The following is a 21,401-nucleotide window of genomic DNA, read 5'->3' as shown; positions in this document are numbered from 1 at the left end:
CCGTCTGAATGGCCCGGAGCTCCTGCTCCGGGCCATTCGGCGTTTCCGGGCCGCTCCCGGCGCTCCCGGGCTCTTCCCGGCCTCCCGGCCGCTCCCGGCACTTCCGGAGCGGGCGGCACGGCCGGGCCCGCGGGCGCGGGCCGGACGGCCATTGAGATGATCAGGCCGACCGAAGTTGACTGTCCCCAGGGAGTGGCAATGACCGAGCAGAAGGTGGCAGTGGTCACCGGTGCGAGCAGCGGGATCGGCGCGGCGACGGCGCGACGGCTCGCGGCCGACGGGTTCGAGGTGGTGCTGACCGCCCGCCGTACCGACCGGATCGAGGCGCTGGCCAAGGAGATCGCCGACCAGGGCGGTTCGGCCCGGACGGCCACCCTGGACGTGACCGACCGGGCGGCCGTGGACGCCTTCGCCGCCGCGATCGGGCGGGTGGACGTCCTGATCAACAACGCCGGCGGGGCGTTCGGCGCGGAGTCGGTCGAGCAGGGCGACCCGGCCGACTGGCGGGCGATGTACGAGGTGAACGTGCTCGGGGTGCTGCACATGACCCAGGCCCTGCTGCCCGCCCTGCGGGCCACCGGGGACGGCACCGTGCTGATCCTCTCCTCGACGGCGGCGCTGGCCTCGTACGAGGGCGGCGGCGGGTACATCGCCGCGAAGGCCGCCGCACACTCGATCGCCGGGACGCTCCGGCTGGAACTGTGCGGCGAGCCGGTCCGGGTGATCGAGATCGCGCCGGGCATGGTGAAGTCCGAGGGCTTCGCGGTCACCCGCTTCCGGGGTGACGAGGAGAAGGCCGCGGCGGTGTACGCGGGGGTGGCGGAGCCGCTCACCTCCGAGGACGTCGCGGACACCGTCTCCTGGGCCGTCACCAGGCCGCCGCACGTCAACATCGACCTCCTGGTGGTCCGCCCGCGTGCCCAGGCCGCCAACCACAAGGTCCACCGGGGCTGATCCGCCTGCCCACGGGTCCGCCCGCACGGGTCCGCCCCGCGTGGTCCGGGGGTGGACCCGTGGGGTGAACGGGGCTGACCTGCAAGTGTCAACGTCACAACTTGATAGCTCGATCGGGTGAATTCGGCGCGCTCCCTCCCCAACTGATTAACCCTCAACTACCGTGGTGCCGCTGCCCGGCCGGACGGTTTTCGGACTTTTCCGGCCCGCCTCCGCACGGCACTTCGCGCTACCGCACAGCACCTACGTTCGTCACTGCCGTTACCACTGCAGGACCCTTCACGGCCGGTGCTCCATGCTCGTGGAGGACCTGACACCTTCCCGCCCTCACGAGGAGGACCCGCTGGCCAGCGACGTCCCGCCGCAGCGTCTCGACCCTCCCCCGGCCCCTGACTGGGGGGACCCCCAGACGGTGCCGTCCCTGCTCGGGCTGCACCGTTTCAACGAGGCCGACCCCGGTGCGGCCGAAGAGGCCCTGCTGGCCTGTTGCGGTAGCCACCGCTGGGCCATAAGGCTCACCGCCCACCGCCCGTACCCCGACATAGGGTCACTCCTCGCCGCCGCGAGTGAGGCCTCCTACGATCTGCGTCCGGCCGATCTGACCGAGGCGCTGGCGGACGAGAGCTGGATGCCGCAGCCCCTGCTGGGCATGCGCGCACCCGGCAGCCAGGCGGCGCACACCGCTCTCCGGGCGGCACACGCCGCGTACGAGGCCAGGTTCGGCCACGTCTTCGTGGTCTGTCTGGAGGGCGTCGCCCCCGAGGAGATGCTCGACACCGTCCTCAGCTCGCTCCGGACCCGGCTGGCCAACGAGCCGGACGAGGAGCGGCTGGTCGCGGCCGAGGAGCTCCGCAGGATAGCGCTGACCCGGCTGGAGCACCTGGTCGCCTCGCACCACTCGGAGGCCGGCGCCGGCCGCTCGGCCTGACCGGCGGCGGCCACCGGGCCTCAGGCCTGCGCGGTACGGAGCTTGGCCACCTGCGCCCGGACGATCCGGTCGTCCGGCGCGGGGGCCTGCTCCTGGCCCGACCCGACGGTGCTGAACACCGCGAGCGCCGTACCGGTGCGGGTGAGCAGGGCGCGCTGGAGCAGCACCCCGGTCGCGGATTCATTCGTCAGGGTGAACGCCGTGGCCCCGTCCGCTCCCTCGGGAGTGGGCGTGTCGAGCCGGGCCAGCCGGTGCTTGGTCCGGACCCCCTTGTGCGCCGCCGACACGCCCTTGCCGCCCGTCGAGACCGAGGTGAAGGCCGTGCACTGGGCCAGCACTTTCTCCAGCCCCTCCTGGACCTGCGCGGCGCGCCCGGGCTGGAAGGCGAGCAGGCCCGCGTACACACCGGCGTCCGGTGCGGCCGCCGAGCTGACGCTCAGGTCGGTCTCGGCCAGCGGCCCGGCGGCCGGGTTCGTCTGGCCGACGGCGTCCAGGACGGGTTGGCAGGCGGGCACGTCGGCCGTCTCGCGCCCGGTGTCCGCCGCGACGGCGCCCGGCGGGGGCTTCATCACCGTGACGGTGTACCCCGCGCCCAGGTCGGCGTCCGAGAGCACGGCGGCGCGCAGCTGCACGGCGGTGAGCTCGCGGGAGGCGGCGGCCCGGTCGGCGGAGGCGCCCACGGTGGTGCACCCGGCGGTGAGGAGTAAGCAGAGGGCGGCGATCGGGGTGAGTCGGTGCGGCACGGAAGTCCTCGTCGAGTGGGCCGGCGGCGGGCAGGCGGTCACCGTAGCGCAGGCGGACGACGACTCAGCGTGACATAGTCCTTATTTATTAGGCCGAGAGTGCCTGATTGATCACACCTGACACCCCCGGAGGCGGTGGGCCGCACGGCGTCGATAGGATGCTCGCGGCCGGAGGACCGTACCCGGCCGGGCTGACCGACACCGAAGCCGGCCGAGCCCCCAATCCGCTTCCGGAGGGTTTTCCGTGCCGGCTGGAACGCTGTACCGCGGCCGGGAAGGCATGTGGAGTTGGGTGGCTCATCGAGTCACCGGCGTCCTCATTTTCTTCTTCCTGTTCGCCCATGTCCTCGACACCGCTCTTGTGCGGGTGTCTCCCCAGGCTTACGACTCCGTCATCCAGACGTACAAGACGCCGCTCGTGAACCTGATGGAGTACGGCCTGACCGCCGCCATCCTGTTCCACGCGCTGAACGGCCTGCGGGTCGTGGCGGTGGACTTCTGGTCCAAGGGCCCCAAGTACCAGAAGCAGATGCTCTGGTCCGTGGTGGGTGTCTGGGTCGTCCTGATGGCCGGCGCCTTCTACCCGATCCTGCAGCACACCCTTCGCACCTGGTTCGGGGGCTGATCCGCCATGTCCTCGACGGACTACTCGTACGCTGACGACGTCGTCGTCCCGTCCGCCCAGGCCCACACCGGCCAGGGCCTCGGGACCGGCAACCCGGCCGACGCCTTCGTGGTCGAGCCCCCGCGCACTCGCACCAAGAAGACGCCGCGCCGCACCCGGACCAACTTCGAGATGCTCGCCTGGCTCTTCATGCGCCTGTCGGGTGTCGTCCTGGTGGTGCTGATCCTCGGCCACCTGCTGATCATGCTGGTGCTGGACGGCGGCGTCTCCAAGATCGGTTTCGCCTTCGTGGCGGGCCGCTGGGCCTCGCCGTTCTGGCAGGGCTGGGACCTGCTGATGCTCTGGCTCGCCATGCTGCACGGCTCCAACGGCATGCGCACGGTTATCAACGACTACGCCGAGAAGGATTCGACGCGCTTCTGGCTGAAGGCCCTCATGGGTGCCGCGACCGTCTTCACGGTCCTGCTCGGCACCCTGGTGATCTTCACCTTCGACCCGAACATCTAATCGGCGTAGAACCCAGAGGCGAGCAGACACCCCATGCAGATTCACAAGTACGACACCGTCATCGTCGGCGCCGGCGGCGCCGGCATGCGCGCGGCCATCGAGTCGACCCAGCGCAGCCGTACCGCCGTGCTGACCAAGCTGTACCCCACGCGTTCGCACACCGGCGCGGCTCAGGGCGGCATGTGCGCCGCCCTCGCCAACGTCGAGGAGGACAACTGGGAGTGGCACACCTTCGACACGGTCAAGGGTGGTGACTACCTGGTCGACCAGGACGCCGCCGAGATCATGTGCAAGGAGGCCATCGACGCCGTCCTCGACCTGGAGAAGATGGGTCTCCCCTTCTCCCGCACCGAGCAGGGCCGGATCGACCAGCGCCGCTTCGGCGGTCACTCCCGCAACCACGGTGAGGCGCCCGTGCGCCGCTCCTGCTACGCGGCGGACCGCACCGGTCACATGATCCTCCAGACGCTGTTCCAGAACTGCGTCAAGCACGGCGTCGAGTTCTTCAACGAGTTCTACGTCCTCGACCTGCTGATCAACGACGGCAAGACCGCCGGCGTGGTCGCGTACGAGCTGGCGACCGGTGAGATCCACGTCTTCCAGGCGAAGTCCGTGGTCTTCGCCTCCGGCGGCACCGGCAAGTTCTTCAAGGTGACCTCCAACGCCCACACCCTCACCGGTGACGGCCAGGCCCTGGTGTACCGCCGCGGCCTGCCGCTGGAGGACATGGAGTTCTTCCAGTTCCACCCGACGGGCATCTGGCGCATGGGCATCCTCCTCACCGAGGGTGCGCGTGGCGAGGGCGGCATCCTGCGCAACAAGGACGGCGAGCGCTTCATGGAGCGCTACGCCCCCGTCATGAAGGACCTCGCGTCCCGTGACGTGTGCTCGCGTGCCATCTACACCGAGATCCGCGAGGGTCGCGGCTGCGGCCCGGACGGCGACCACGTCTACCTGGACCTGACGCACCTTCCGCCGGAGCAGCTGGACGCCAAGCTCCCGGACATCACGGAGTTCGCGCGGACCTACCTCGGCATCGAGCCCTACACGGACCCGATCCCGATCCAGCCCACCGCGCACTACGCCATGGGCGGCATCCCGACCAACGTCGAGGGCGAGGTGCTGCGCAACAACACCGACGTGGTCCCCGGCCTCTACGCGGCCGGCGAGGTCGCCTGTGTCTCCGTGCACGGCGCCAACCGCCTGGGCACCAACTCGCTGCTGGACATCAACGTCTTCGGCAAGCGGGCCGGCATCGCCGCCGCGAACTACGCCGAGACGGTGGACTACACCGAGCTGCCCGAGAACCCGGCCGAGAAGGTGCAGGCGCTGGTCGACGGCCTGCGCGAGTCCACCGGGACGGAGTCGGTCGCGCAGATCCGCAAGGAGCTGCAGGAGTCCATGGACACCAACGCCATGGTCTACCGCACCGGCGAGACGCTGAAGCAGGCCGTCTCGGACATCGCCGCGCTGCGTGAGCGGTACAAGAACGTCGCGATCCAGGACAAGGGCCAGCGCTACAACACGGACCTCCTGGAGGCCGTGGAGCTGGGCAACCTGCTCGACCTGGCCGAGGTGCTGGCGGTCTCCGCGCTGGCCCGTGAGGAGTCGCGCGGCGGTCACTACCGCGAGGACTTCCCGACCCGCGACGACAAGAAGTTCATGCAGCACACCATGGCGTACCAGGAGGTGGCGGCCGACGGCACCACCTCCATCCGCCTCGACTACAAGCCGGTCGTCACGACCCGCTACCAGCCGATGGAGCGTAAGTACTGATGAGCACTCCGACTGTGGAGAAGCACTCGGCCGCTCTGGACGCGGCCGAGCTGGGCGGCGTCAAGCTGATCACCGTCACGGTCCGGATCCGCCGGTTCAACCCGGAGGAGCACCCGGACCCGGTGTGGGTCGACTACCAGCTGGAGCTGGACCCGAAGGAGCGCGTCCTCGACGCGCTCAACAAGATCAAGTGGGAGCAGGACGGCACCCTCACCTACCGCCGTTCCTGCGCGCACGGGATCTGCGGCTCGGACGCGATGCGGATCAACGGCCGCAACCGTCTGGCCTGCAAGACCCTGATCAAGGACGTCAACCCGGAGAAGCCGATCACGATCGAGGCCATCAAGGGCCTCACGGTCCTCAAGGACCTGATCGTGGACATGGACCCGTTCTTCCAGGCGTACAAGGACGTCATGCCGTTCCTGATCACCAACGGGAACGAGCCGACCCGCGAGCGCCTGCAGACCGCCGAGGACCGCGAGCGCTTCGACGACACCACCAAGTGCATCCTGTGCGCCGCGTGCACGTCGTCCTGCCCGGTCTTCTGGAACGACGGCCAGTACTTCGGCCCGGCCGCGATCGTCAACGCGCACCGCTTCATCTTCGACTCGCGTGACGAGGGCGCCGAGCAGCGCCTGGAGATCCTGAACGACCGCGAGGGCGTCTGGCGCTGCCGGACCACCTTCAACTGCTCCGAGGCCTGCCCCCGTGGCATCGAGGTCACCAAGGCGATCCAGGAAGTGAAGCGGGCGCTGGTCACCCGCCGCTTCTAGTCCTTGAACACCTGAGGGCCCGTCCGGTACCCACCGGACGGGCCCTTCGGCGCTTCTGGGCAACCAATAGCGCGAAACCGGAAGGAACGGCGCCGCGCCCTCCGCCCAGCGCACCCTCGCGCCCCTGGCTGTGGCTGATCGTCTGTCTACTCGGTGCGGTCGGACCGCAAGCCGCGGAGGCCGACCACGCCGACCAGGACGCCGAGGACGAAGGACGTCACCGCGAGGGTGAGGTGGATCCAGAAGAACGCCGTCGGGTGGGAGTGGTCGCCGTTGGTGAAGGCCTGGTGCGCGGAGTCCTTCCAGAGATTCTTCACGAAAGTGGTCCAGATGATCATGGACCAGACGCCGAAGGCGGCGAGGAACCAGGAGGTGCGGCGGCTGAGCTTCATGGGGGAGGTCCTTGGGCGGGTCCGGGCACGGTCGCCTCCCAGTATGAGCACTCGGCCGGACGGCCCAGCGACCGGCACTCGTCCGGGGGACGCGGGCGGCGCGGCGGGCCTGCGGCCGGCCCGCTGGGTACGGTCACGAGGTGCCGACAGTCAGTAACCTCCCCCTTCGCTGCGCCGCGGTCACCGCCGCCGTCTCGCTCTGTGCCGCCGCCGGAGCCCCCCTGGACGCCCCCCGGGACGCCCCGCCCCCCACCCGGTCCGCGATCGGCGGCGAACGGCTCGGCCTGTCCGGTGTCCAGCTGGCCGCCAAGCCCGGCGCCCCCGCCCTGCCCGAGGACCTGACCGGCGAGTCCTGGGTGGTGGCCGACGCCGGGACGGGCGAGGTGCTGGCCGCGAACAACGCGCACCTGCGGCTGCCCCCCGCGAGCACGCTGAAGATGCTGTTCGCGGACACCGTGCTGCCCAAGTTCGACCGGACGGCGGTGCACCGGGTGACCCCCGCCGAACTCGCCGGCCTCGGCGAGGGCAGCAGCCTGGTCGGCGTCAAGGAGGACCTCGACTACCGGGTGGAGGACCTCTGGCGCGGGGTCTTCCTCAGCTCGGGCAACGACGCGGTGCACGTCCTCGCCCACATGAACGGCGGGATCGACCAGACCGTCGCCCAGATGCAGGCCCGCGCCGACGCGATGCAGGCCCGCGACACCCACGTGGTCTCCCCCGACGGCTACGACACCGACGGCCAGCTCTCCTCGGCCTACGACCTGACGCTGTTCGCCCGCGCCGGGCTGCGCAACGCGGACTTCCGGACGTACTGCGCGACCCAGACCGCCCAGTTCCCCGGCGCGGTGGACAAGACCACCGGGCAGCGCGCGAGCTTCGGCATCGCCAACACCGACCGCCTGCTCGGCAAGTACCCCGGGCTGCTCGGCGTCAAGAACGGCTTCACCACCAACGCCGGCTCCACCTTCGCCGGCGCGGCCGAACGCGGCGGGCGGACCCTGCTGGTCACCGTGATGCACCCGGCCACGTACATGAAGGTGTACGACGAGACGGCCGCGCTGCTCGACTGGGGATTCGCGGCAGCCGGCAAGGTCACCCCGATCGGACGCCTGGTCGACGAACCCGCCGCGGGGGCGCCTGCGGCGGCAGCGCAGACGCCCGCGCAAGCGCCCGCACAGGCGGCACCCGCGGCCGCCAAGGCACAGACGCACACGGCGGCGACGGCTCCGGGCGGCGGCGAGCGGGTCGGCGCGGTGGGGTGGCTGGCGGCCGGGGTCTGCTCGGCCGCAGCGGCGGCGGCGCTGCTCCGCTTCCGGGCGCAGCGCCGACGCCGGCGCTACCGCAGCCGGCAGCGGGCCGTCCTGCTCACCGACCCGATGACGGTCCCGGAGCCGGTGGGCGCGACCGCCCTCCGGCGTGGGTGACCCTCCGGGGGTGGGTCCCCCCCGGGGCGTTGGTTGACGTTCGGGAGCGGGTTCCTACAGGGGCGCGTGGGGGCACCTCCCGGCCGAAGGCTGGGGGAGAACTGCGCGACCAGGGCACGACGTAGGTGCACGGTTGCGCGCGCAGTTCCCCGCGCCCCTGTTTGTGGTTGCCCGTATGCCCACAGATCGGTCGCGCCCCTGCCGTGGTTGCCCGCGAACGGAGTGAGCGGGTCAGCGGGCGCGGCGGATGGCTCGGGTGACGGCCGGGGGGAGGAGGTCGAGGGCGAGGCGGCGGACGGCCGAGCGTTGGGGGCGGGGCTGGGGCGGGACGCCGTCCCAGGCGAGCCGCAGGACGGTCGCGCCGGCGATGACGTCCTCGTCCAGGCGGAAGCCTTCGCCGCGCCAGTCGCGGGCGAGCAGGGCCTGCTTGGCCGCCTCCGCGTCGCCCCAGGTGCCGTAGAACTTCTCGGGTGTGAGGCAGACCGGCCGCAGGCCGTGGACGGCCACCGCCTCCCAGACCGCCGCCGCGACGCCCGGGGTGTGCGGGGAGCGGTAGTCGTCCAGCACCACCAGGCCGTCCTCGGCGAGCGCCGCGCGGGCCACCTGGATGTCGCCGGCCACGTGCTCGTACAGGTGCGAGGCGTCGACGTGCACGAAGCGGCAGCTGCCCGCCCCGACCCGCCCGTCGGCGAGCACCGAGGTCGGCGCCTGGATCACCTCCGGCAGCCGTTCGTGGAAGGCCAGGTAGTTGGCCTCGAACGCCTGCCGGGTGAGTGTCTTGCGGTACGACATCGCCATCTCGGCGGCGTTCTCCTCGTCGGGGGCCGAGGAGTCGAAGAGGTCGCAGACGGTGAACTTCTCGCCGGGCCGCAGGTGGCCGCCGAGCAGCACCGCGCTGCGGCCCAGGTAGGTTCCCAGCTCCAGGATGTCCCCGGTCAGGCCGGCTGCGGTCTGGCTGTCGAGGAACCAGTCGAAGGCCTCCTGGTCGACCTTCCAGAACCAGCCGGGGACGTCGTTCGGGGTGCGCGGAGCGGGGGCGAGGACGGGAGCGGTCACGGGTCTCTCCAGGAACGGCGGCGCGGGGGGATGCCGCTGGGTGGTACGCGGCCCTGGGGGGAACGGGCCGGACTGCGCGTGATCCTAGTCACATCGGGGGTCGTTGGGCAGAGGGTACGCCGTTCTGGTCGGCGGCCGCTTCGAGCTCCGCCAGGGCGTGCTCCCTGGCCCGCCGCCGGGCGGCGGCCGGATCGGCCAGGGCCGTCCAGGAGACGCAGTACATCAGCAGCCGGCTGACGAAGTTGATCCAGAGCAGCAGCGCCACCGGCACGCCGAACGCGCCGTACACGCTCTTGCCCGCCACCCCGCCCAGGTACGAGGAGAGCAGTTGCTTCAGCAGCTCGAAGCCGACCGCCCCGATCAGCGCCCCCTGGAGCAGGTCGCGGCGGTGCTGGCCGCGGATCCTCGGGAAGGGGGCCAGCAGGTAGGCGAACATCGCGGTGCTGGCGGCCACCGCGATCAGCACACCGGCCCCGCCGAGCAGGGCGCGCCCGGGGGCTCCGCCCAGCCCGATCCCGTTCGCGACCCGCTTGGCCAGGGTGACCGCGACGGCGGAGGCGCCGAGCGAGACCGCCGTGATCAGGCCGAGGCCCAGCAGCACCACGCAGTCCCAGATCTTGCGGACCACCACGTTGCCCGGCTCCTGGGGCAGTTGCCAGACGTCGCGGATGCTGCCGCGCATGGTGTTCACCCAGCCGAGCCCGGAGAGCAGCAGCAGTACGCCGCTGACCAGCCCGATCGTCCCGGCGTTGGCGATCAGGCCGGGCAGGTCGAGCGAGCCGGAGAGGCCGGGGACCTGCTCCGAGATCTTGTCCTGCAACTCGTGCACCCGGGAGTCGCTCAGGGTCGCGACGGCGACCGCCAGCGCGACGGTGAGCAGCGGGAAGAGCGCGAGGAAGCCGAAGAAGGTCACCGCCCCGGCGAGCCGGTTGCCCTGGGCCGCCGTGAAGTGCGCGTACGTCAGGTAGGGGCGGCTGCGCAGCAGTCGGGCGAACAGCGGGCCGACCAGTGGCAGCTTGGCCAGGAACTCCACGGGCGCTCCCACGGTGCGCAGGCGCCCGTAGGCGATGAGACCCGTAGGCGCGAGAAGGACGAGTCCGACCTGTATACCCCGCACGCCGCCGCCTCAGCCCCGGCGGCGCGCCCGGCGCAGCGCGCCGGTGAGGACGGGCGGGAGCAGGTCCGCCGCGACCCGGCGGGCGACGGCGACGGGCCGGCGGGCGGCGGCGGCAGCGGCACGGCGGGCGGCGAGCTGCCCGGCGGCCCGCTCGGCCGCGTGCTCGGCGGCGAGCTGCTCGGCCTGCTCGGCGATCCGGTCGTGGTGCCGGGAGACCGGGAAGAACGGGACCGGGCTGGGCGCTCCGCCGAGCCGGAGCACCCGTTGGCCCGCGATGGTGTCCGTGACGACCCGGCAGCCTTCGGCGCCGCCGGAGGCCCGGATCAGCTCCCGCTGGAACGGCTCCGGGTCCCCCCAGGTGCCGTAGAACTTGCACTCGGTCAGGCAGATCGGCCGCAGCCCCTGGTTGAACACCGCCTCCCAGGTGGCGGCGGCCACGCCGGGGGTGTGGGCGGAGCGGTAGTCGTCCAGCACCAGCACCCCGGCGGTCCGCAGTGCGGCGCGGGCCACCTGGATGTCGCCGGCCACGTGCTCGTACAGGTGCGAGGCGTCGACGTGCACGAAGCGGCAGCTGCCGGCCTTGACCCGCCCGTCGGCCAGCACCGAGGTCGGCGCCTGGATCAGGGTCGGAAGCTCGTCGTGGAAGGCCAGGTAGTTGGTCTCGAACGCCTCCCGGGTGAGGGTCCGGCGGTAGGACATGTGCATCTCGGCGGCGTTGTCCTCGTCCGGCGCGTCCGAGTCGAAGAGGTCGCAGACCGTGAACTTCTCGCCGGGCCGCAGGTGGCGGCCCATCACGATGGCGCTGCGGCCGAGGTAGGCACCCAGTTCCAGCAGGTCGCCGGTCAGGCCGGTGACCTCCTGGCGGTCCAGGAACCAGTCGAAGGCGTGCCGGTCGAGGTCCCAGAACCAGCCCGGGACGTCGCCGAGCACGGCCGGTTCGACGGGCCTCGGGGCCTCGGTGGTCAGACCGGTTCCGGTCATGGGCACTGCTCCTTCGCTGGTACGGCGGACCGCGAGGGGACGGTCCACCGTGCTGAACGAGCCGGGTCCGCGCAGGTAGCGCCGCCGCAGGGCTACCCGGCCGGTCCCGGGTTGACCGGTGTCACCCGCTCGGGGGCCGGCCGCCGCAGTAGGCCGCCCAGTTCTGGAAGGAGACGTTGCCGCACCAGAGCCGGGTGTCCGTGCTGTCCTGCGGACGGCTGAGCTCGTGCGGGGGCGTGCAGGTGTGCCTGGGGGCGTACAGCGGGCAGCTGCCGTCGGCGCGCTCCAGGGTGTGCGAGCGCCAGGCGTCCAGGCCCATGGTGTGCTGCGCCGGGTCGGTCGGCATGTAGCGGTTGGCGGACCAGGAGGCGGCCATCGCGCCGAACAGCGCCAGGCCGCAGAGCGAGCCCGCCGCCAGCCGCCGGCCGAGGAAGCGGGGCAGCCGCACCGGCTGCCCGGCCGTCAGGCGGGACCAGGTGCTCCGGACCCCGCCCGCCAGCAGCATCGCGGCGAGCACGGTGAGCGCCAGCAGGCAGTAGAGGATCTGCCAGGTGGTGCGCGGGTAGAGCATCACCGCCTGGTCCCGCTGCATGTGCCCGGCGAACCAGAAGCGCAGCACCCAGGCGCTGGCGAGGGCGGCCAGCGCGGCGACCACCGGCGGGCGGCGCAGCCCGAGGGCCAGCGCGAGCGCCAGCCCGGCCAGCACCAGCAGGGTGACGGCGTCCTGCCCGGCCAGCCCGCCGGGCGGCGGCCAGGCCCAGGAGGGCGGCCAGCCGGAGCGGTCGGAGCGCCAGCCCATCACGTACGCCGGGTCGATGTAGACGTCGAAGTACGCGTACCGGTCGACCGCGTTCGCGCCGTTGGCGAGCATCCGGGTCAGCAGCGGCGCGCCGACCAGGGCGGCGGTGAGACCGGTGGCCCCGAGCAGCGCGGCCGCCCGGAGCAGCGCGGCGCGGCCGTGCTGCCACGGGACGAGCGCGAGGACCGCCACCAGCACGCCGGGCACGGACCAGACGAACCAGCCGGAGTAGGTGAGGAAGAGCACCCCGAGCACCGCGCCGAGTACCGCGCCGCGCAGCAGCACCGACCGGACGGTCCGGCCGCGCACCCGGGTGAGTTCGGTGAGCAGCCGGCCGAGGACCGGCAGCAGCACCACCATCACCAGGTGGCTGTAGGGGCGGATCGGGTCCAGGAAGACGATCGAGGCGGGGAGCGCGACGGCCAGTGCCCAGGCCGGGCGGAGCAGGGTGCGCCAGGCCAGGTAGCAGAGCGGGCCGAAGACGGCGCTGAGCAGGAGCTGGACGTCCTTGAGCGCGAAGCCGACCTGGCCGTGCCTCAGGTACTTGGCCCACTCGGCGAGCAGCACGATGAAGCCGGGCGGGTAGAGGCCGGGCAGCCCCTCGCCGCGCAGGTAGGACTCGGCGTAGGACTGCAGGGTGCCCGGGTCGCCGTCCTGGCCCCCGAGCCCCCACGGGGTGCCGCGCAGCGCGACGGCGATGCCGCCTGCCACGATGCCGGTGCCCAGGCCCGCGACGGCCGCGCAGCCCAGCCGCAGCACCAGGCCGTGGCGGCGGCGGTCGGACCGGTACGCCGTGAACAGGACGGCGGCGAGCACCGGCAGCGCCACCAGCGCGGCCCGGAACTGGAGCTTGGCGAGTCCGCTGACCTGGCCGACCCGGATCAGCGGGTCGACGCTGATGTCGCGGGCCCAGAGCATGAACCCGACCCCGACGGCGAGCGCGACGACCGCTTCGCCGACGGGTGCGAACAGCCCGCGCGGGTGGCGCCTGCCGGGCGGGTCGGCGGACTGTCCGGGACCGTCCTGGAGGAACTGGGGGTCGTCGTGGGCCTGGGGTTCGTCGGGAGCCTCGATGGCCACGTCCGGCATGGTGTCCGCTTCCGTCGGGAGGTGAACCGGACGCCCGCCGGACGCTCTGGTGCCGGGCAGTCCTCCGGCACTGCAATCGGCGTAACGACGGACCGGCGGGCAGGTCACTCCAGCGCGGGCGGAGTTCCCCCGAACGGGGCAACGACGACCGGACGGCCCCTCGGGTCGTACCGGATCAGCGCGACGTCGAGCTCGGCGAGCCGGCCCGGACCGGCCAGGGCGACGGTGTCGGCCGCCAGGACGGGATCGTCGAGGTAGACCCGCATCGGCACCGGCGAGGCGTCGGCGAAGTCGACGATCTCCTGGGCCGATCGGTGCCGGCGGCCCCAGAGCCAGGCCCGCCAGGAGAGCCCGTTGTCCCGGGCCAGCACGCCGAGCCAGAGGTTGCCCTCGGCGGCACGCGGGTCCTCGCCGCCGTGCGGATCGACCAGCAGCACCCCGATCCGCGGGTCGGGCACCGGACGGCTCGCCGCCACCGTGGTGACCAGCAGCGCGCTCGCCGGGGCCGCCCGCAGGCCGTGCCGGTACACGTCGGCGGCGCTGGGCCCGCCACGGTCCGGCTTCGCGTTCAGGACCAGCGTGAGGAACAGTGCGGCGGCCGTCAGCACGGCCCACCCCGCCTGGACCGGCCACGGCGACCGGCGCCTGCCCGTTGCCTGACGCGGCACCAGCGCCCCGGCGACGGGGACGACCGCGGCGCCGAGCGCGATCAGGGTCACCACGAACACCGGGTGCAGCAGCTTCTCGTAGTAGTACGAGGTCTTCCCGGTCGTGGCGACCTGATAGCGCATCACCGCCACCGCGACGGCCCCGGCCACCGCCACCGCGCCGAGCGCCGCCCGCCGGACCGGATTACGGCGGGCGGGCGCGGTGAGCAGGCCGAGCACGGTCAGCGCGAGCAGCGGCAGCAGCAGGTGCCGGCCGACCGGCAGCACGCCGCCCGGGATCACCAGCGCCTCGGCCGAGTTGGCCTGCTTCCAGTTCGCCAGCACCGGCAGCACGGCGGCGGCGCCCGTGACCACGGCGGCCGCCGCCGTGCGGGCCGGCATCCGCGGCCGACGGCGGCGGTGCACCACCGCCCAGAGCAGCAGCAGCGGCCCGGCGACGGCCAGCAGCAGGTAGTAGGAGAAGGACACCCCGACCGTCAACGCCCCGAGCAGCAGCAGCTGTTCGCCCGTCCGGCCGACCGGGCGGCAGACCACGGCGGTGAGCAGCGCGAGCAGCGCCAAGCCGAAGAGCTCGCTCTCGAACCCGACCAGCAGCAGTGGTGTGCCCTCGGCCAGGACGAGGTAGCCGCCGACCGCCACGCAGAGCGGCAGCACGGCCCACCCGCCCAGTGCGGGCCCGGCCGCCCGGCGGGCGGCCCAGACCACCGCCCCGACGAAGGCCGTGAGCACACCGGCGGCGAGCAGGACGAAAGTCCCGAGCGCGGTCGCCGCCTCCGTCGGCACGTCCCCGTTGCGGGCGAACTCGGTGAGCACCGCGAGAGTCAGGTGACTGCCCTGCGGATAGCTCTGGAAGCCCTCCTCCAGCGGGACGGCCGCCTGCGCGCGGTGGAAGGTGAGGTAGCCGCCGAACCGCAGTACGCTGTCGTAGAGCGCGAAGTGCCGGGCCAGGTCCTCACCCTGGTACAGCGCGGCGAGCCGGCCGGTGACACCCACCGCGAGCAGCGGACGGAGAGAGAACCAGCCCGCGGCGGCAACGGTCAGCACCAGCAGCCAGTCGCCGAGCGGCGGTCGGACCGGAAGCCGGAGCCGGAGAACCCGGTGCCGGTTGACCGTCAGGGTCGCCAGCGCCAGCGGCAGCGCCGTCGCCTCCGCCAGGGCCACCGGTCGCAGACCCCACGGCCAGACCGAGGCGAGCACACCGAGCAGGCAGAACCACCCGGTGAGCAGCCCGGCCGCGAGCACCAGCCGGTCCAGCACGGTCAGCCGGGAACGGAACTGGAACGCGGCGGCCCCCCAGAGCAGCGCGAGCGTGAGCAGATCCGCGTCGAGCACGTGGAGGACCGGCGGAGCACCCAGCAGCACGGCGGCACCCACCGGCGCCGCGGCCCACCCTCGCCCGCCGCCCGCCCGCCCGGGACGGAGACCGGGATCTGCGGGGGTCGCGGTGTCCGCGTCCGTCATGCGGCTCGGCTTCCGTCGGAGGGAGGACCAGCCCTGCGAAACGATCGGTCTGCCCGGAGGTTGCGCCGCGTCACTCCTTCGGCGGATGCGACTGGGCAACCAGATCAGGGGCGCGGGGAACTGCGCGATCAACCGTGCACCACCATCACTCCCGTTTCGCGCAGTTCCCCGCGCCCCTGGGGGGGTGCATGGCTGGTCGGCGAGCGGACGTGCGGCTACGTCGTGCCTACCTCGCGCAGTTCCCCGCGCCCCTGAGGAGGTGCATGGCTGATGCGTGAGCGGCTGGTTCAGGCCCTGCGGGCGGCCTTGGCGACGACGTGCCGGCCGCGGGCCAGGGCGCGGACGCCCTGGTAGGTGAGGTAGCGGCCGTGGCTGAGGAGTTCGGTGCGCAGGCCGCCGGCGCCGGGGTCGGGGCGGTAGTCGTCCGGGCGGAGGCGTCCGCAGTGCTCGGCCGCGCGGCGGAAGTACTCGCGGCGGTCGCCGGGCGGGATGCGGCCGGGCTTGCTGACCACGGTGTTGAGGTGGTGCACCATCCGGCCGTAGACCACGGGGCGCCAGCGGGCGAGGTCGGGGCGGCGGTCGAGGAAGGCGAAGACCAGGTCGTACTGGGCGAAGACGTCGAAGTGCTTGCGGCTCGCGGTGGCGAGTATGTTCCCGCCCTCTTCGCGCTGGCGGTAGTGGACGCCGACCAGGTCGAGCATGGTGATCCGGTGCGCGGCGAGGAGGGCCGGGAAGGTCCACGGCGTGTCCTCGTAGTAGCCGGCCGGGAAGGTCAGGCCCTGCTCCTCGATGTAGCCGCGGCGGTACGCCTTGTTCCAGACCACCATCAGCAGGTCGAGCAGGTCGGGCCGCTGGTCGAGGTCGAAGACGTCCGCACCCGGGCGGGCGAAGATCGGGGCGGAGTTGCTCCGCACGGCCCGGCCGTCGGCGTAGCTGCGGGCGTAGTCGTAGACCAGGATGTCCGGGTCCTGGCAGGTGCCCAGGCGGTCCTCGACGGCGGCGAGCAGCCCGGGGGTGAGGGTGTCGTCGCTGTCCAGGAAGATCACGTAGTCGCCGGTGGCGGCCGCCAGCCCGGCGTTGCGGGCGCGCCCGAGGCCGACGTTGGCGGGCAGGTGCAGTACCCGGAGGCGGTCGTCCCGGGTGGCGTACTCGTCCAGGAGGGCGCCGCAGCCGTCCGGTGAGCGGTCGTCGACCGCGATCAGCTCGAAGTCGGCGCACGACTGGGACAGTACCGAGTCGAGGCACTCGGCCAGGTAGTCCTGCACCTGGTACACCGGGACGATCACGCTGAAGCGGGGCATTTGCGACTCATTCTAGGGGGACGCTCAGTCGCCGGAGATCACCGGACGCCGGGGGAAGCGTCCCGGGACCGCCTGGGCAGGGGCAGGGCTGGGCCCGGCCGCAGACTAACCGGCGCGGGGAGGTGCGCGCACCCCCCGGGACCTGCCCCGGGACCTGCCCCGGTCCGCCCGCCCGCGCCCCGCCGGACGGGCCGCTCGGGCGGCCCGGGGCCGTCGTACCATCGTGTCGCAGCTCACTTGCCGCGCCCTGCGTCGAAGCCTGGAGAGGCCCCGCCCATGTCCGAAGCCCCCGAGTCGCCGAAGCCCGGCTCGCCCACCGGCGGCGCCACCGCCGACGCCTCCTACACGGAGCGCCTGGTGACCCTGGAGCAGTCCGGCATCAAGCGCCTGCTGCCCACCCAGGCGCCCTACCGCTGGAACCTCAAGCGGCTCCAGCTCGGCCGGGTGCTGGACGTGGGCTGCGGCGTCGGCCGCAACCTGCAGAACTGCGACCCGGGCAGCGTCGGCGTGGACCACAACGAGACCTCGGTCGCCACCGCCCGCGCCCGCGGCCTGATCGCCTACACCGCCGACGAGTTCGAGGCCGACCCGGAGCTGAGCCGGCCCGGTGCCTTCGACTCGCTGCTGGTCGCGCACGTGCTGGAGCACCTGGATCTGGAGACCTGCGAGCAGCTGCTGAAGAGCTATCTGCCGAGCATCCGGTCCGGCGGCAAGGTGGTGCTGATCACGCCGCAGGCGGCGGGCTACAAGTCCGACCCGACCCATGTGCGCTTCGTGGACTTCGAGGGCCTGCGCGACTACGCGGAGCGGGCCGGGCTGCGGGTCGACCGCAGCTACTCCTTCCCGCTGCCCGAGGCCGCGGGGAAGGTGTTCAAGTACAACGAGTACATCCTGGTCGGCATCGTCCCCTGACCCGCCCGCCGCCGACGTCCCGGGCCCGCGACCAGCGGGCTCCCGGGCCCGGCGAGGACGGCCGGGTAGGATCGCCGTGCACCCGTGCCCGGCTCGTCACCACGACCGGCCGCAGCTTGGTCGCACGTCCCCGATGAAAGGCCCGCGCACCGATGGCCCCCCGCCTCTCCGTCGTCGTCCCGATCTACAACGTCGAGCGCTACCTAGAGGAGTGCCTGGACTCGATCGCCGCCCAGACCTTCGACGACCTCGAATGCGTCATGGTCGACGACGGTTCGAAGGACGGCAGCGCGGCGATCGCCGAGGCCTACGCCGCCAAGGACTCCCGCTTCCGGCTCGTGAAGCAGGTGAACAAGGGCCTCGGCGCGGCCCGCAACACCGGCTACCGGCACATCAGCCCGGACTCCGAGTTCCTGAACTTCGTCGACAGTGACGACACCATGCCGCCGAGCGCGTACGAGCTGATGATCGGCACGCTGGAGGAGACCGGCTCGGACTTCGTCACCGGCAACGTGCTGCGCTTCCGCGCCGTCGGCTACTACCCGTCGGGCGGCCACCGCAAGCCGTTCAAGGAGACCCGGCTCAAGACGCACATCACCGAGATCCCGTCGCTGGTCACCGACCGCACCGCGTGGAACAAGGTCTACCGCCGGTCGTTCTTCGACGCGGCGGGCGTGCTCTACCCCGAGGGCATCCTGTACGAGGACGCGCCGGTCACCGTGCCGCACCACTTCCTCGCCACCAGCGTCGACGTGCTCTCCGAGCCGATCTACCACTGGCGCGAGCGCGAGGTCGGCGAGATGTCGATCACGCAGATGAAGACCAACCCCAAGACGGTCATCGACCGGGTCAAGTCGATGGAGCTCGTCCGCGCCTGGCTGCAGGCGCAGGAGGACCCCAAGTACCGCGAGCACCTGGACTTCTACGACGAGAACAACCTCGTCGAGGAGATCCCGATGTTCTTCTGGCCGATCATCGAGGGCGACGCGGCCTACAACCAGGCCTACCAGGAGTCCGTCAGCCGCCTGCTCCGCGCCATCGGCCCCGCGCAGGTCCGCAAGCTCCGCGCACCGCTGCGGCTCAAGTACCACCTGACCCTGGCGAACCGGATGGACGAGTTCGTCGCGCAGATGAAGTTCGAGAAGGACAGCAACGGCGCCGCCCCCGCGCGCGGCCTGCTGCGCCCGTACGCGGACTACCCCTTCCTGCGCGGCGGCCGCAAGAGCGTGCCGACCGACGTGCTGCGCCTGGACAACGCGCTGGTGATGCGCAGCCGCCTGTACGACTCCGCCTGGGTCGACGGCAAGCTGCAGATCACCGGGCACGCCTTCCCCGAGCACCTGGGCGCCGAGAACCGGCACGACATGGTCAAGGTGCTGGTGCTGCGCGAGGCCAAGGGCCGCCGGGTACTCGCCGTGCAGACCAAGGCGATGTACAGCCCGGAGGCGACCTCCAGCTCGCAGCACGACCTCTACAGCTGCGACTGGGCCGGCTTCAGCGCGTCCATCGACCCCAAGCGGCTCAAGCACCGGGGCCAGTGGAAGGACGGCTCCTGGCGGGTGCTGATCGCGGGCGTCGGCAAGGGCGGCGTCTACAAGGGCCGGATCTCGGGCGGCTGGAGCGACACCGCCGAGAACCTGCCGGTGCAGTGGGTCGAGCCGGACGTCCGGATCGTGCCGTGGCTCCGGGACAACCACGTCTACCTGCGGGTCGAGCGGGTGCGCGCCCGGGCGACCGAGGTGACCGCCTCGCGCGGCGAGGTCACGGTGGCCGGCACGGTGGCCTCCGGCGCCGACCTGGCCGGTGCCCGGCTGCGGCTCAAGCACGTCGAGTCCGACCGCGACCTGCTCCTCCCGCTGGAGCTCGGCGCGCCCGTCGGCCGCCTGGTGCCCTTCTCGGCCGGCTTCGCGATCAGCGAGCTGACCGCCGTCCGGGAGGCCTGGGACGCCCTGGACCCGGCCTCCGACGAGCGGCTGCGCGACCGCTGGGACACCGACCTGCTGCTGGCCGACGGCATCACGTCCGTGCCGCTGGTGATCGACGGCCGCCAGGCCCCCGAGCAGCTGGACGTCCCGATCAACGGGAACACCCGCGCGCTCTACTCCAAGCCCTCCCCCGGCGGGTACCTGCAGTTCGTCGACCAGGTGCTGCAGCCGGTGGTGACCGAGGTCGCCGCCGCCCGCGACCGTGAGGGCTACCTGCTCAGCGGCACCTTCCCGCTGCCCGGCACCCACCACTACGAGCTGGTGATCCGGCACAACTGGCGGGAGGAGGAGCACAGCTACCCGGTGGAGATCATCGACGGCAGGTTCCGCGCCGCGCTGCCCGCCGTACCGACCGCCTCCTTCGCCGGCCGGGTGCCGCTGCGCAAGGGCACCTGGGAGATCTTCTTCCGCCCGTCCGGCGCCGAGACCGGCAGCCTGTGGCCGCAGGTCCTGCTCGGCACCTCCTGCCACGGCACCCTGCCGCTGGAGATCCAGGCGCGCGGCAAGCGGATCGTGCTGGAACGCCGCCAGTACGACACCCTCTCGCTGGAGTCGCACTCCGACCTGCTCCCCGAGGAGCGCAGCGGCTACCGCCAGCGCCTGCTGCGGAACGCCTTCCGGTCGTTCCAGCAGCAGCCGCTGGCCGAGACCGTGGTCTACAACGCCGCGATGGGCGGCCAGTACGCCGGGTCGCCGCGCGCGGTGCACGAGGAGCTGGCCGGCCGCGGCCTGCCGCTGCGCCACCTGTGGACCTGCGACGACCTCCAGGCGGATCTGCCGCAGACCGCCGAGGGCATCCGGCAGTGGAGCCCGGAGTGGTTCGAGGCGATGGCCACCGCCAAGTACATCGTCACCAGCACCCACCTGCCGGAGTGGTTCGAGAAGCGTCCCGGACAGGTCGTCCTCCAGACCTGGCACGGCACCCCGCTGAAGCGGATCGGACACGACTTCGAGAAGGTCTGGTTCATCGACAGCGAGTACCTCAAGCACCTCGACCGCGAGGTGCCGCACTGGAGCCTGCTGGTCTCCGGCAACAGCTTCTCGACGCCGGTGCTGAAGCGCGCCTTCGGGTACAGCGGCAAGGTCCTGGAGACCGGCTACCCGCGCAACGACGTGCTGTTCGCGGCCGACCGGGAGAAGACCGCCGAGCAGGTCCGCGAGCGGCTCGGCCTGCCCGAGGGCAAGAAGATCGTGCTCTACGCGCCGACCTTCCGCGAGGACCGGCGCCGCCCGCACGGCGGCTACCAGCTGGACCTGCGGGTCGACCTGGCGGCCGCGCAGGCCGCGCTGGGCGAGGACCAGGTGCTGCTGGTGCGCGGGCACGAGGTGATGTGCGGCCAGATCCCGGGCGCCGGGAACGGCTACGTCTGGGACGTCGGCACCTACCCGGACATGGCCGACCTGCTGCTCGTGGCGGACGTGCTGGTCACCGACTACTCGTCGGCGATGTTCGACTTCGCGAACACCGGCCGCCCGATCGTGTTCTTCACGTACGACCTGGAGCACTACCGGGACAACCTGCGCGGCTTCACCTTCGACTTCGAGGCGGCCGCCCCCGGTCCGATGCCGGCCACTTCCGAGGAGCTGGTCAGCACCCTCGGCCGGATCGACGAGCTGTCCGGCGAGTACGCCGAGAAGTACACGGCGTTCCGTGAGGCGTACTGCGACCTGGACGACGGCCAGGCGTCCGCGCGGGTGGTCGACGCGCTGCTGGCCTCCTCCTGAGGCAGCACCCGGAAGACGAACTGGCTGTCGGGGGGAATTAATTTCCCCCGGCAGCCGGTTCGATTCCGGCCATCCCTGCGGGTGTCCGGCCCGCACAGCTGAACGTCCCTCAGCGAACCGGTTGACCTGGGCCTTCGCGCAGGTGTGAGATGGCACCCGCAGTCCGTGACCGGTGTCGGCCGCGC

17 protein-coding genes are annotated in these 21,401 nt (G+C 72.2%); 9 read left to right on the top strand and 8 right to left on the bottom strand.

All coding sequences use genetic code 11. From position 1 onward, the window contains the following. Positions 1–198 precede the first annotated feature (198 nt). Both ABD330_RS01765 and ABD330_RS01760 read left to right on the top strand, forming a co-directional pair. Positions 199–954: an SDR family NAD(P)-dependent oxidoreductase gene (locus ABD330_RS01765; RefSeq protein ID WP_344459898.1), complete on the top strand. Its 756-nt coding sequence runs from the start codon at positions 199–201 to the stop codon at positions 952–954. Positions 955–1,249: 295 nt separating this feature from the next. Then, a complete protein-coding gene (locus ABD330_RS01760; RefSeq protein ID WP_344459896.1) occupies positions 1,250–1,882 on the top strand; it encodes a 2-oxo-4-hydroxy-4-carboxy-5-ureidoimidazoline decarboxylase in 633 nt (210 codons plus the stop codon). 20 nt (positions 1,883–1,902) lie between these two features. On the opposite strand, the gene ABD330_RS01755 is transcribed toward ABD330_RS01760, so the two are convergent. Continuing rightward, the gene (locus ABD330_RS01755) at positions 1,903–2,625 is read right to left on the bottom strand and encodes a hypothetical protein (RefSeq protein WP_344459894.1); all 723 of its coding nucleotides are present in this window, start codon (positions 2,623–2,625) and stop codon (positions 1,903–1,905) included. A 244-nt stretch (positions 2,626–2,869) separates the two neighbouring features. Between ABD330_RS01755 and sdhC the strand changes: the two genes are divergently transcribed. From sdhC to ABD330_RS01735, 4 genes are read left to right on the top strand one after another with little or no spacing between them, the layout of a single operon-like run. Next, complete coding sequence (gene sdhC, locus ABD330_RS01750) at positions 2,870–3,250, top strand: succinate dehydrogenase, cytochrome b556 subunit (protein WP_344459892.1); 381 nt, start codon at positions 2,870–2,872, stop codon at positions 3,248–3,250. Positions 3,251–3,256: 6 nt separating this feature from the next. Then, on the top strand, positions 3,257–3,757 hold the full coding sequence (locus tag ABD330_RS01745) for a succinate dehydrogenase hydrophobic membrane anchor subunit (protein ID WP_344459890.1): 501 nt from the start codon (positions 3,257–3,259) through the stop codon (positions 3,755–3,757). Between the two features lie 33 nt (positions 3,758–3,790). Beyond that, entirely contained in the window at positions 3,791–5,533 is a 1,743-nt protein-coding gene (sdhA, locus tag ABD330_RS01740; RefSeq protein ID WP_344459889.1) for a succinate dehydrogenase flavoprotein subunit, read from the top strand. Then, positions 5,533–6,306 (top strand): succinate dehydrogenase iron-sulfur subunit, encoded by a 774-nt coding sequence (locus ABD330_RS01735; protein WP_344459887.1) that lies wholly within the window; start codon positions 5,533–5,535, stop codon positions 6,304–6,306. The genes sdhA and ABD330_RS01735 overlap by 1 nt, the downstream gene beginning before the upstream one ends. A 146-nt stretch (positions 6,307–6,452) precedes the next feature. Here ABD330_RS01735 and ABD330_RS01730 read toward each other — a convergent pair whose 3' ends face one another. Beyond that, positions 6,453–6,698 (bottom strand): SCO4848 family membrane protein, encoded by a 246-nt coding sequence (locus ABD330_RS01730; protein ID WP_344459885.1) that lies wholly within the window; start codon positions 6,696–6,698, stop codon positions 6,453–6,455. 140 nt (positions 6,699–6,838) lie between these two features. On the opposite strand from ABD330_RS01730, the gene ABD330_RS01725 reads away from it, so the two are divergent. Continuing rightward, on the top strand, positions 6,839–8,122 hold the full coding sequence (locus ABD330_RS01725) for a D-alanyl-D-alanine carboxypeptidase family protein (protein ID WP_425555397.1): 1,284 nt from the start codon (positions 6,839–6,841) through the stop codon (positions 8,120–8,122). A 231-nt stretch (positions 8,123–8,353) separates the two neighbouring features. Here ABD330_RS01725 and ABD330_RS01720 read toward each other — a convergent pair whose 3' ends face one another. From ABD330_RS01720 to ABD330_RS01695, 6 genes are all read right to left on the bottom strand, one after another. Next, positions 8,354–9,178, bottom strand: a complete 825-nt coding sequence (locus ABD330_RS01720) for a class I SAM-dependent methyltransferase (RefSeq protein WP_344459883.1) — start codon at positions 9,176–9,178, stop codon at positions 8,354–8,356. 88 nt (positions 9,179–9,266) lie between these two features. Further along, on the bottom strand, positions 9,267–10,223 hold the full coding sequence (locus tag ABD330_RS01715) for a YihY/virulence factor BrkB family protein (RefSeq protein ID WP_344459882.1): 957 nt from the start codon (positions 10,221–10,223) through the stop codon (positions 9,267–9,269). Between the two features lie 81 nt (positions 10,224–10,304). Then, positions 10,305–11,276 carry a class I SAM-dependent methyltransferase gene (locus ABD330_RS01710; protein ID WP_344459880.1) on the bottom strand — a complete coding sequence of 324 codons (972 nt, stop codon included), beginning with the start codon at positions 11,274–11,276 and terminating at the stop codon, positions 10,305–10,307. A gap of 121 nt (positions 11,277–11,397) precedes the next feature. Continuing rightward, entirely contained in the window at positions 11,398–13,155 is a 1,758-nt protein-coding gene (locus tag ABD330_RS01705; protein WP_344459879.1) for a hypothetical protein, read from the bottom strand. 113 nt (positions 13,156–13,268) lie between these two features. Beyond that, entirely contained in the window at positions 13,269–15,293 is a 2,025-nt protein-coding gene (locus ABD330_RS01700) for a hypothetical protein (RefSeq protein WP_344459877.1), read from the bottom strand. 287 nt (positions 15,294–15,580) lie between these two features. Further along, the gene (locus ABD330_RS01695) at positions 15,581–16,594 is read right to left on the bottom strand and encodes a glycosyltransferase family 2 protein (protein WP_344459876.1); all 1,014 of its coding nucleotides are present in this window, start codon (positions 16,592–16,594) and stop codon (positions 15,581–15,583) included. 276 nt (positions 16,595–16,870) lie between these two features. On the opposite strand from ABD330_RS01695, the gene ABD330_RS01690 reads away from it, so the two are divergent. Then, positions 16,871–17,506, top strand: coding sequence for a class I SAM-dependent methyltransferase (locus tag ABD330_RS01690; protein WP_344459874.1), 636 nt, complete (start codon positions 16,871–16,873; stop codon positions 17,504–17,506). A gap of 152 nt (positions 17,507–17,658) precedes the next feature. Next, on the top strand, positions 17,659–21,216 hold the full coding sequence (locus ABD330_RS01685) for a bifunctional glycosyltransferase/CDP-glycerol:glycerophosphate glycerophosphotransferase (RefSeq protein ID WP_344459873.1): 3,558 nt from the start codon (positions 17,659–17,661) through the stop codon (positions 21,214–21,216). Positions 21,217–21,401 lie beyond the last annotated feature (185 nt).

Origin of the sequence: Kitasatospora kazusensis (assembly GCF_039529945.1) — a bacterium.
GTDB lineage: Bacteria > Actinomycetota > Actinomycetes > Streptomycetales > Streptomycetaceae > Kitasatospora > Kitasatospora kazusensis.
This window is presented reverse-complemented; position numbering and strand designations above follow the sequence as displayed.

What these genes read in the sequence shown, in the direction of transcription:
- sdhA (WP_344459889.1), top strand. Translation starts at nt 3,791, where the DNA reads ATGCAGATTCACAAGTACGACACCGTCATCGTCGGCGCCGGCGGCGCC.
- ABD330_RS01735 (WP_344459887.1), top strand. Translation starts at nt 5,533, where the DNA reads ATGAGCACTCCGACTGTGGAGAAGCACTCGGCCGCTCTGGACGCGGCC.
- ABD330_RS01695 (WP_344459876.1), bottom strand. Translation starts at nt 16,594, where the DNA reads ATGCCCCGCTTCAGCGTGATCGTCCCGGTGTACCAGGTGCAGGACTAC.
- ABD330_RS01745 (WP_344459890.1), top strand. Translation starts at nt 3,257, where the DNA reads ATGTCCTCGACGGACTACTCGTACGCTGACGACGTCGTCGTCCCGTCC.
- ABD330_RS01700 (WP_344459877.1), bottom strand. Translation starts at nt 15,293, where the DNA reads ATGACGGACGCGGACACCGCGACCCCCGCAGATCCCGGTCTCCGTCCC.
- ABD330_RS01690 (WP_344459874.1), top strand. Translation starts at nt 16,871, where the DNA reads ATGTCCGAAGCCCCCGAGTCGCCGAAGCCCGGCTCGCCCACCGGCGGC.
- ABD330_RS01685 (WP_344459873.1), top strand. Translation starts at nt 17,659, where the DNA reads ATGGCCCCCCGCCTCTCCGTCGTCGTCCCGATCTACAACGTCGAGCGC.
- ABD330_RS01710 (WP_344459880.1), bottom strand. Translation starts at nt 11,276, where the DNA reads ATGACCGGAACCGGTCTGACCACCGAGGCCCCGAGGCCCGTCGAACCG.
- ABD330_RS01760 (WP_344459896.1), top strand. Translation starts at nt 1,250, where the DNA reads ATGCTCGTGGAGGACCTGACACCTTCCCGCCCTCACGAGGAGGACCCG.
- ABD330_RS01765 (WP_344459898.1), top strand. Translation starts at nt 199, where the DNA reads ATGACCGAGCAGAAGGTGGCAGTGGTCACCGGTGCGAGCAGCGGGATC.
- ABD330_RS01730 (WP_344459885.1), bottom strand. Translation starts at nt 6,698, where the DNA reads ATGAAGCTCAGCCGCCGCACCTCCTGGTTCCTCGCCGCCTTCGGCGTC.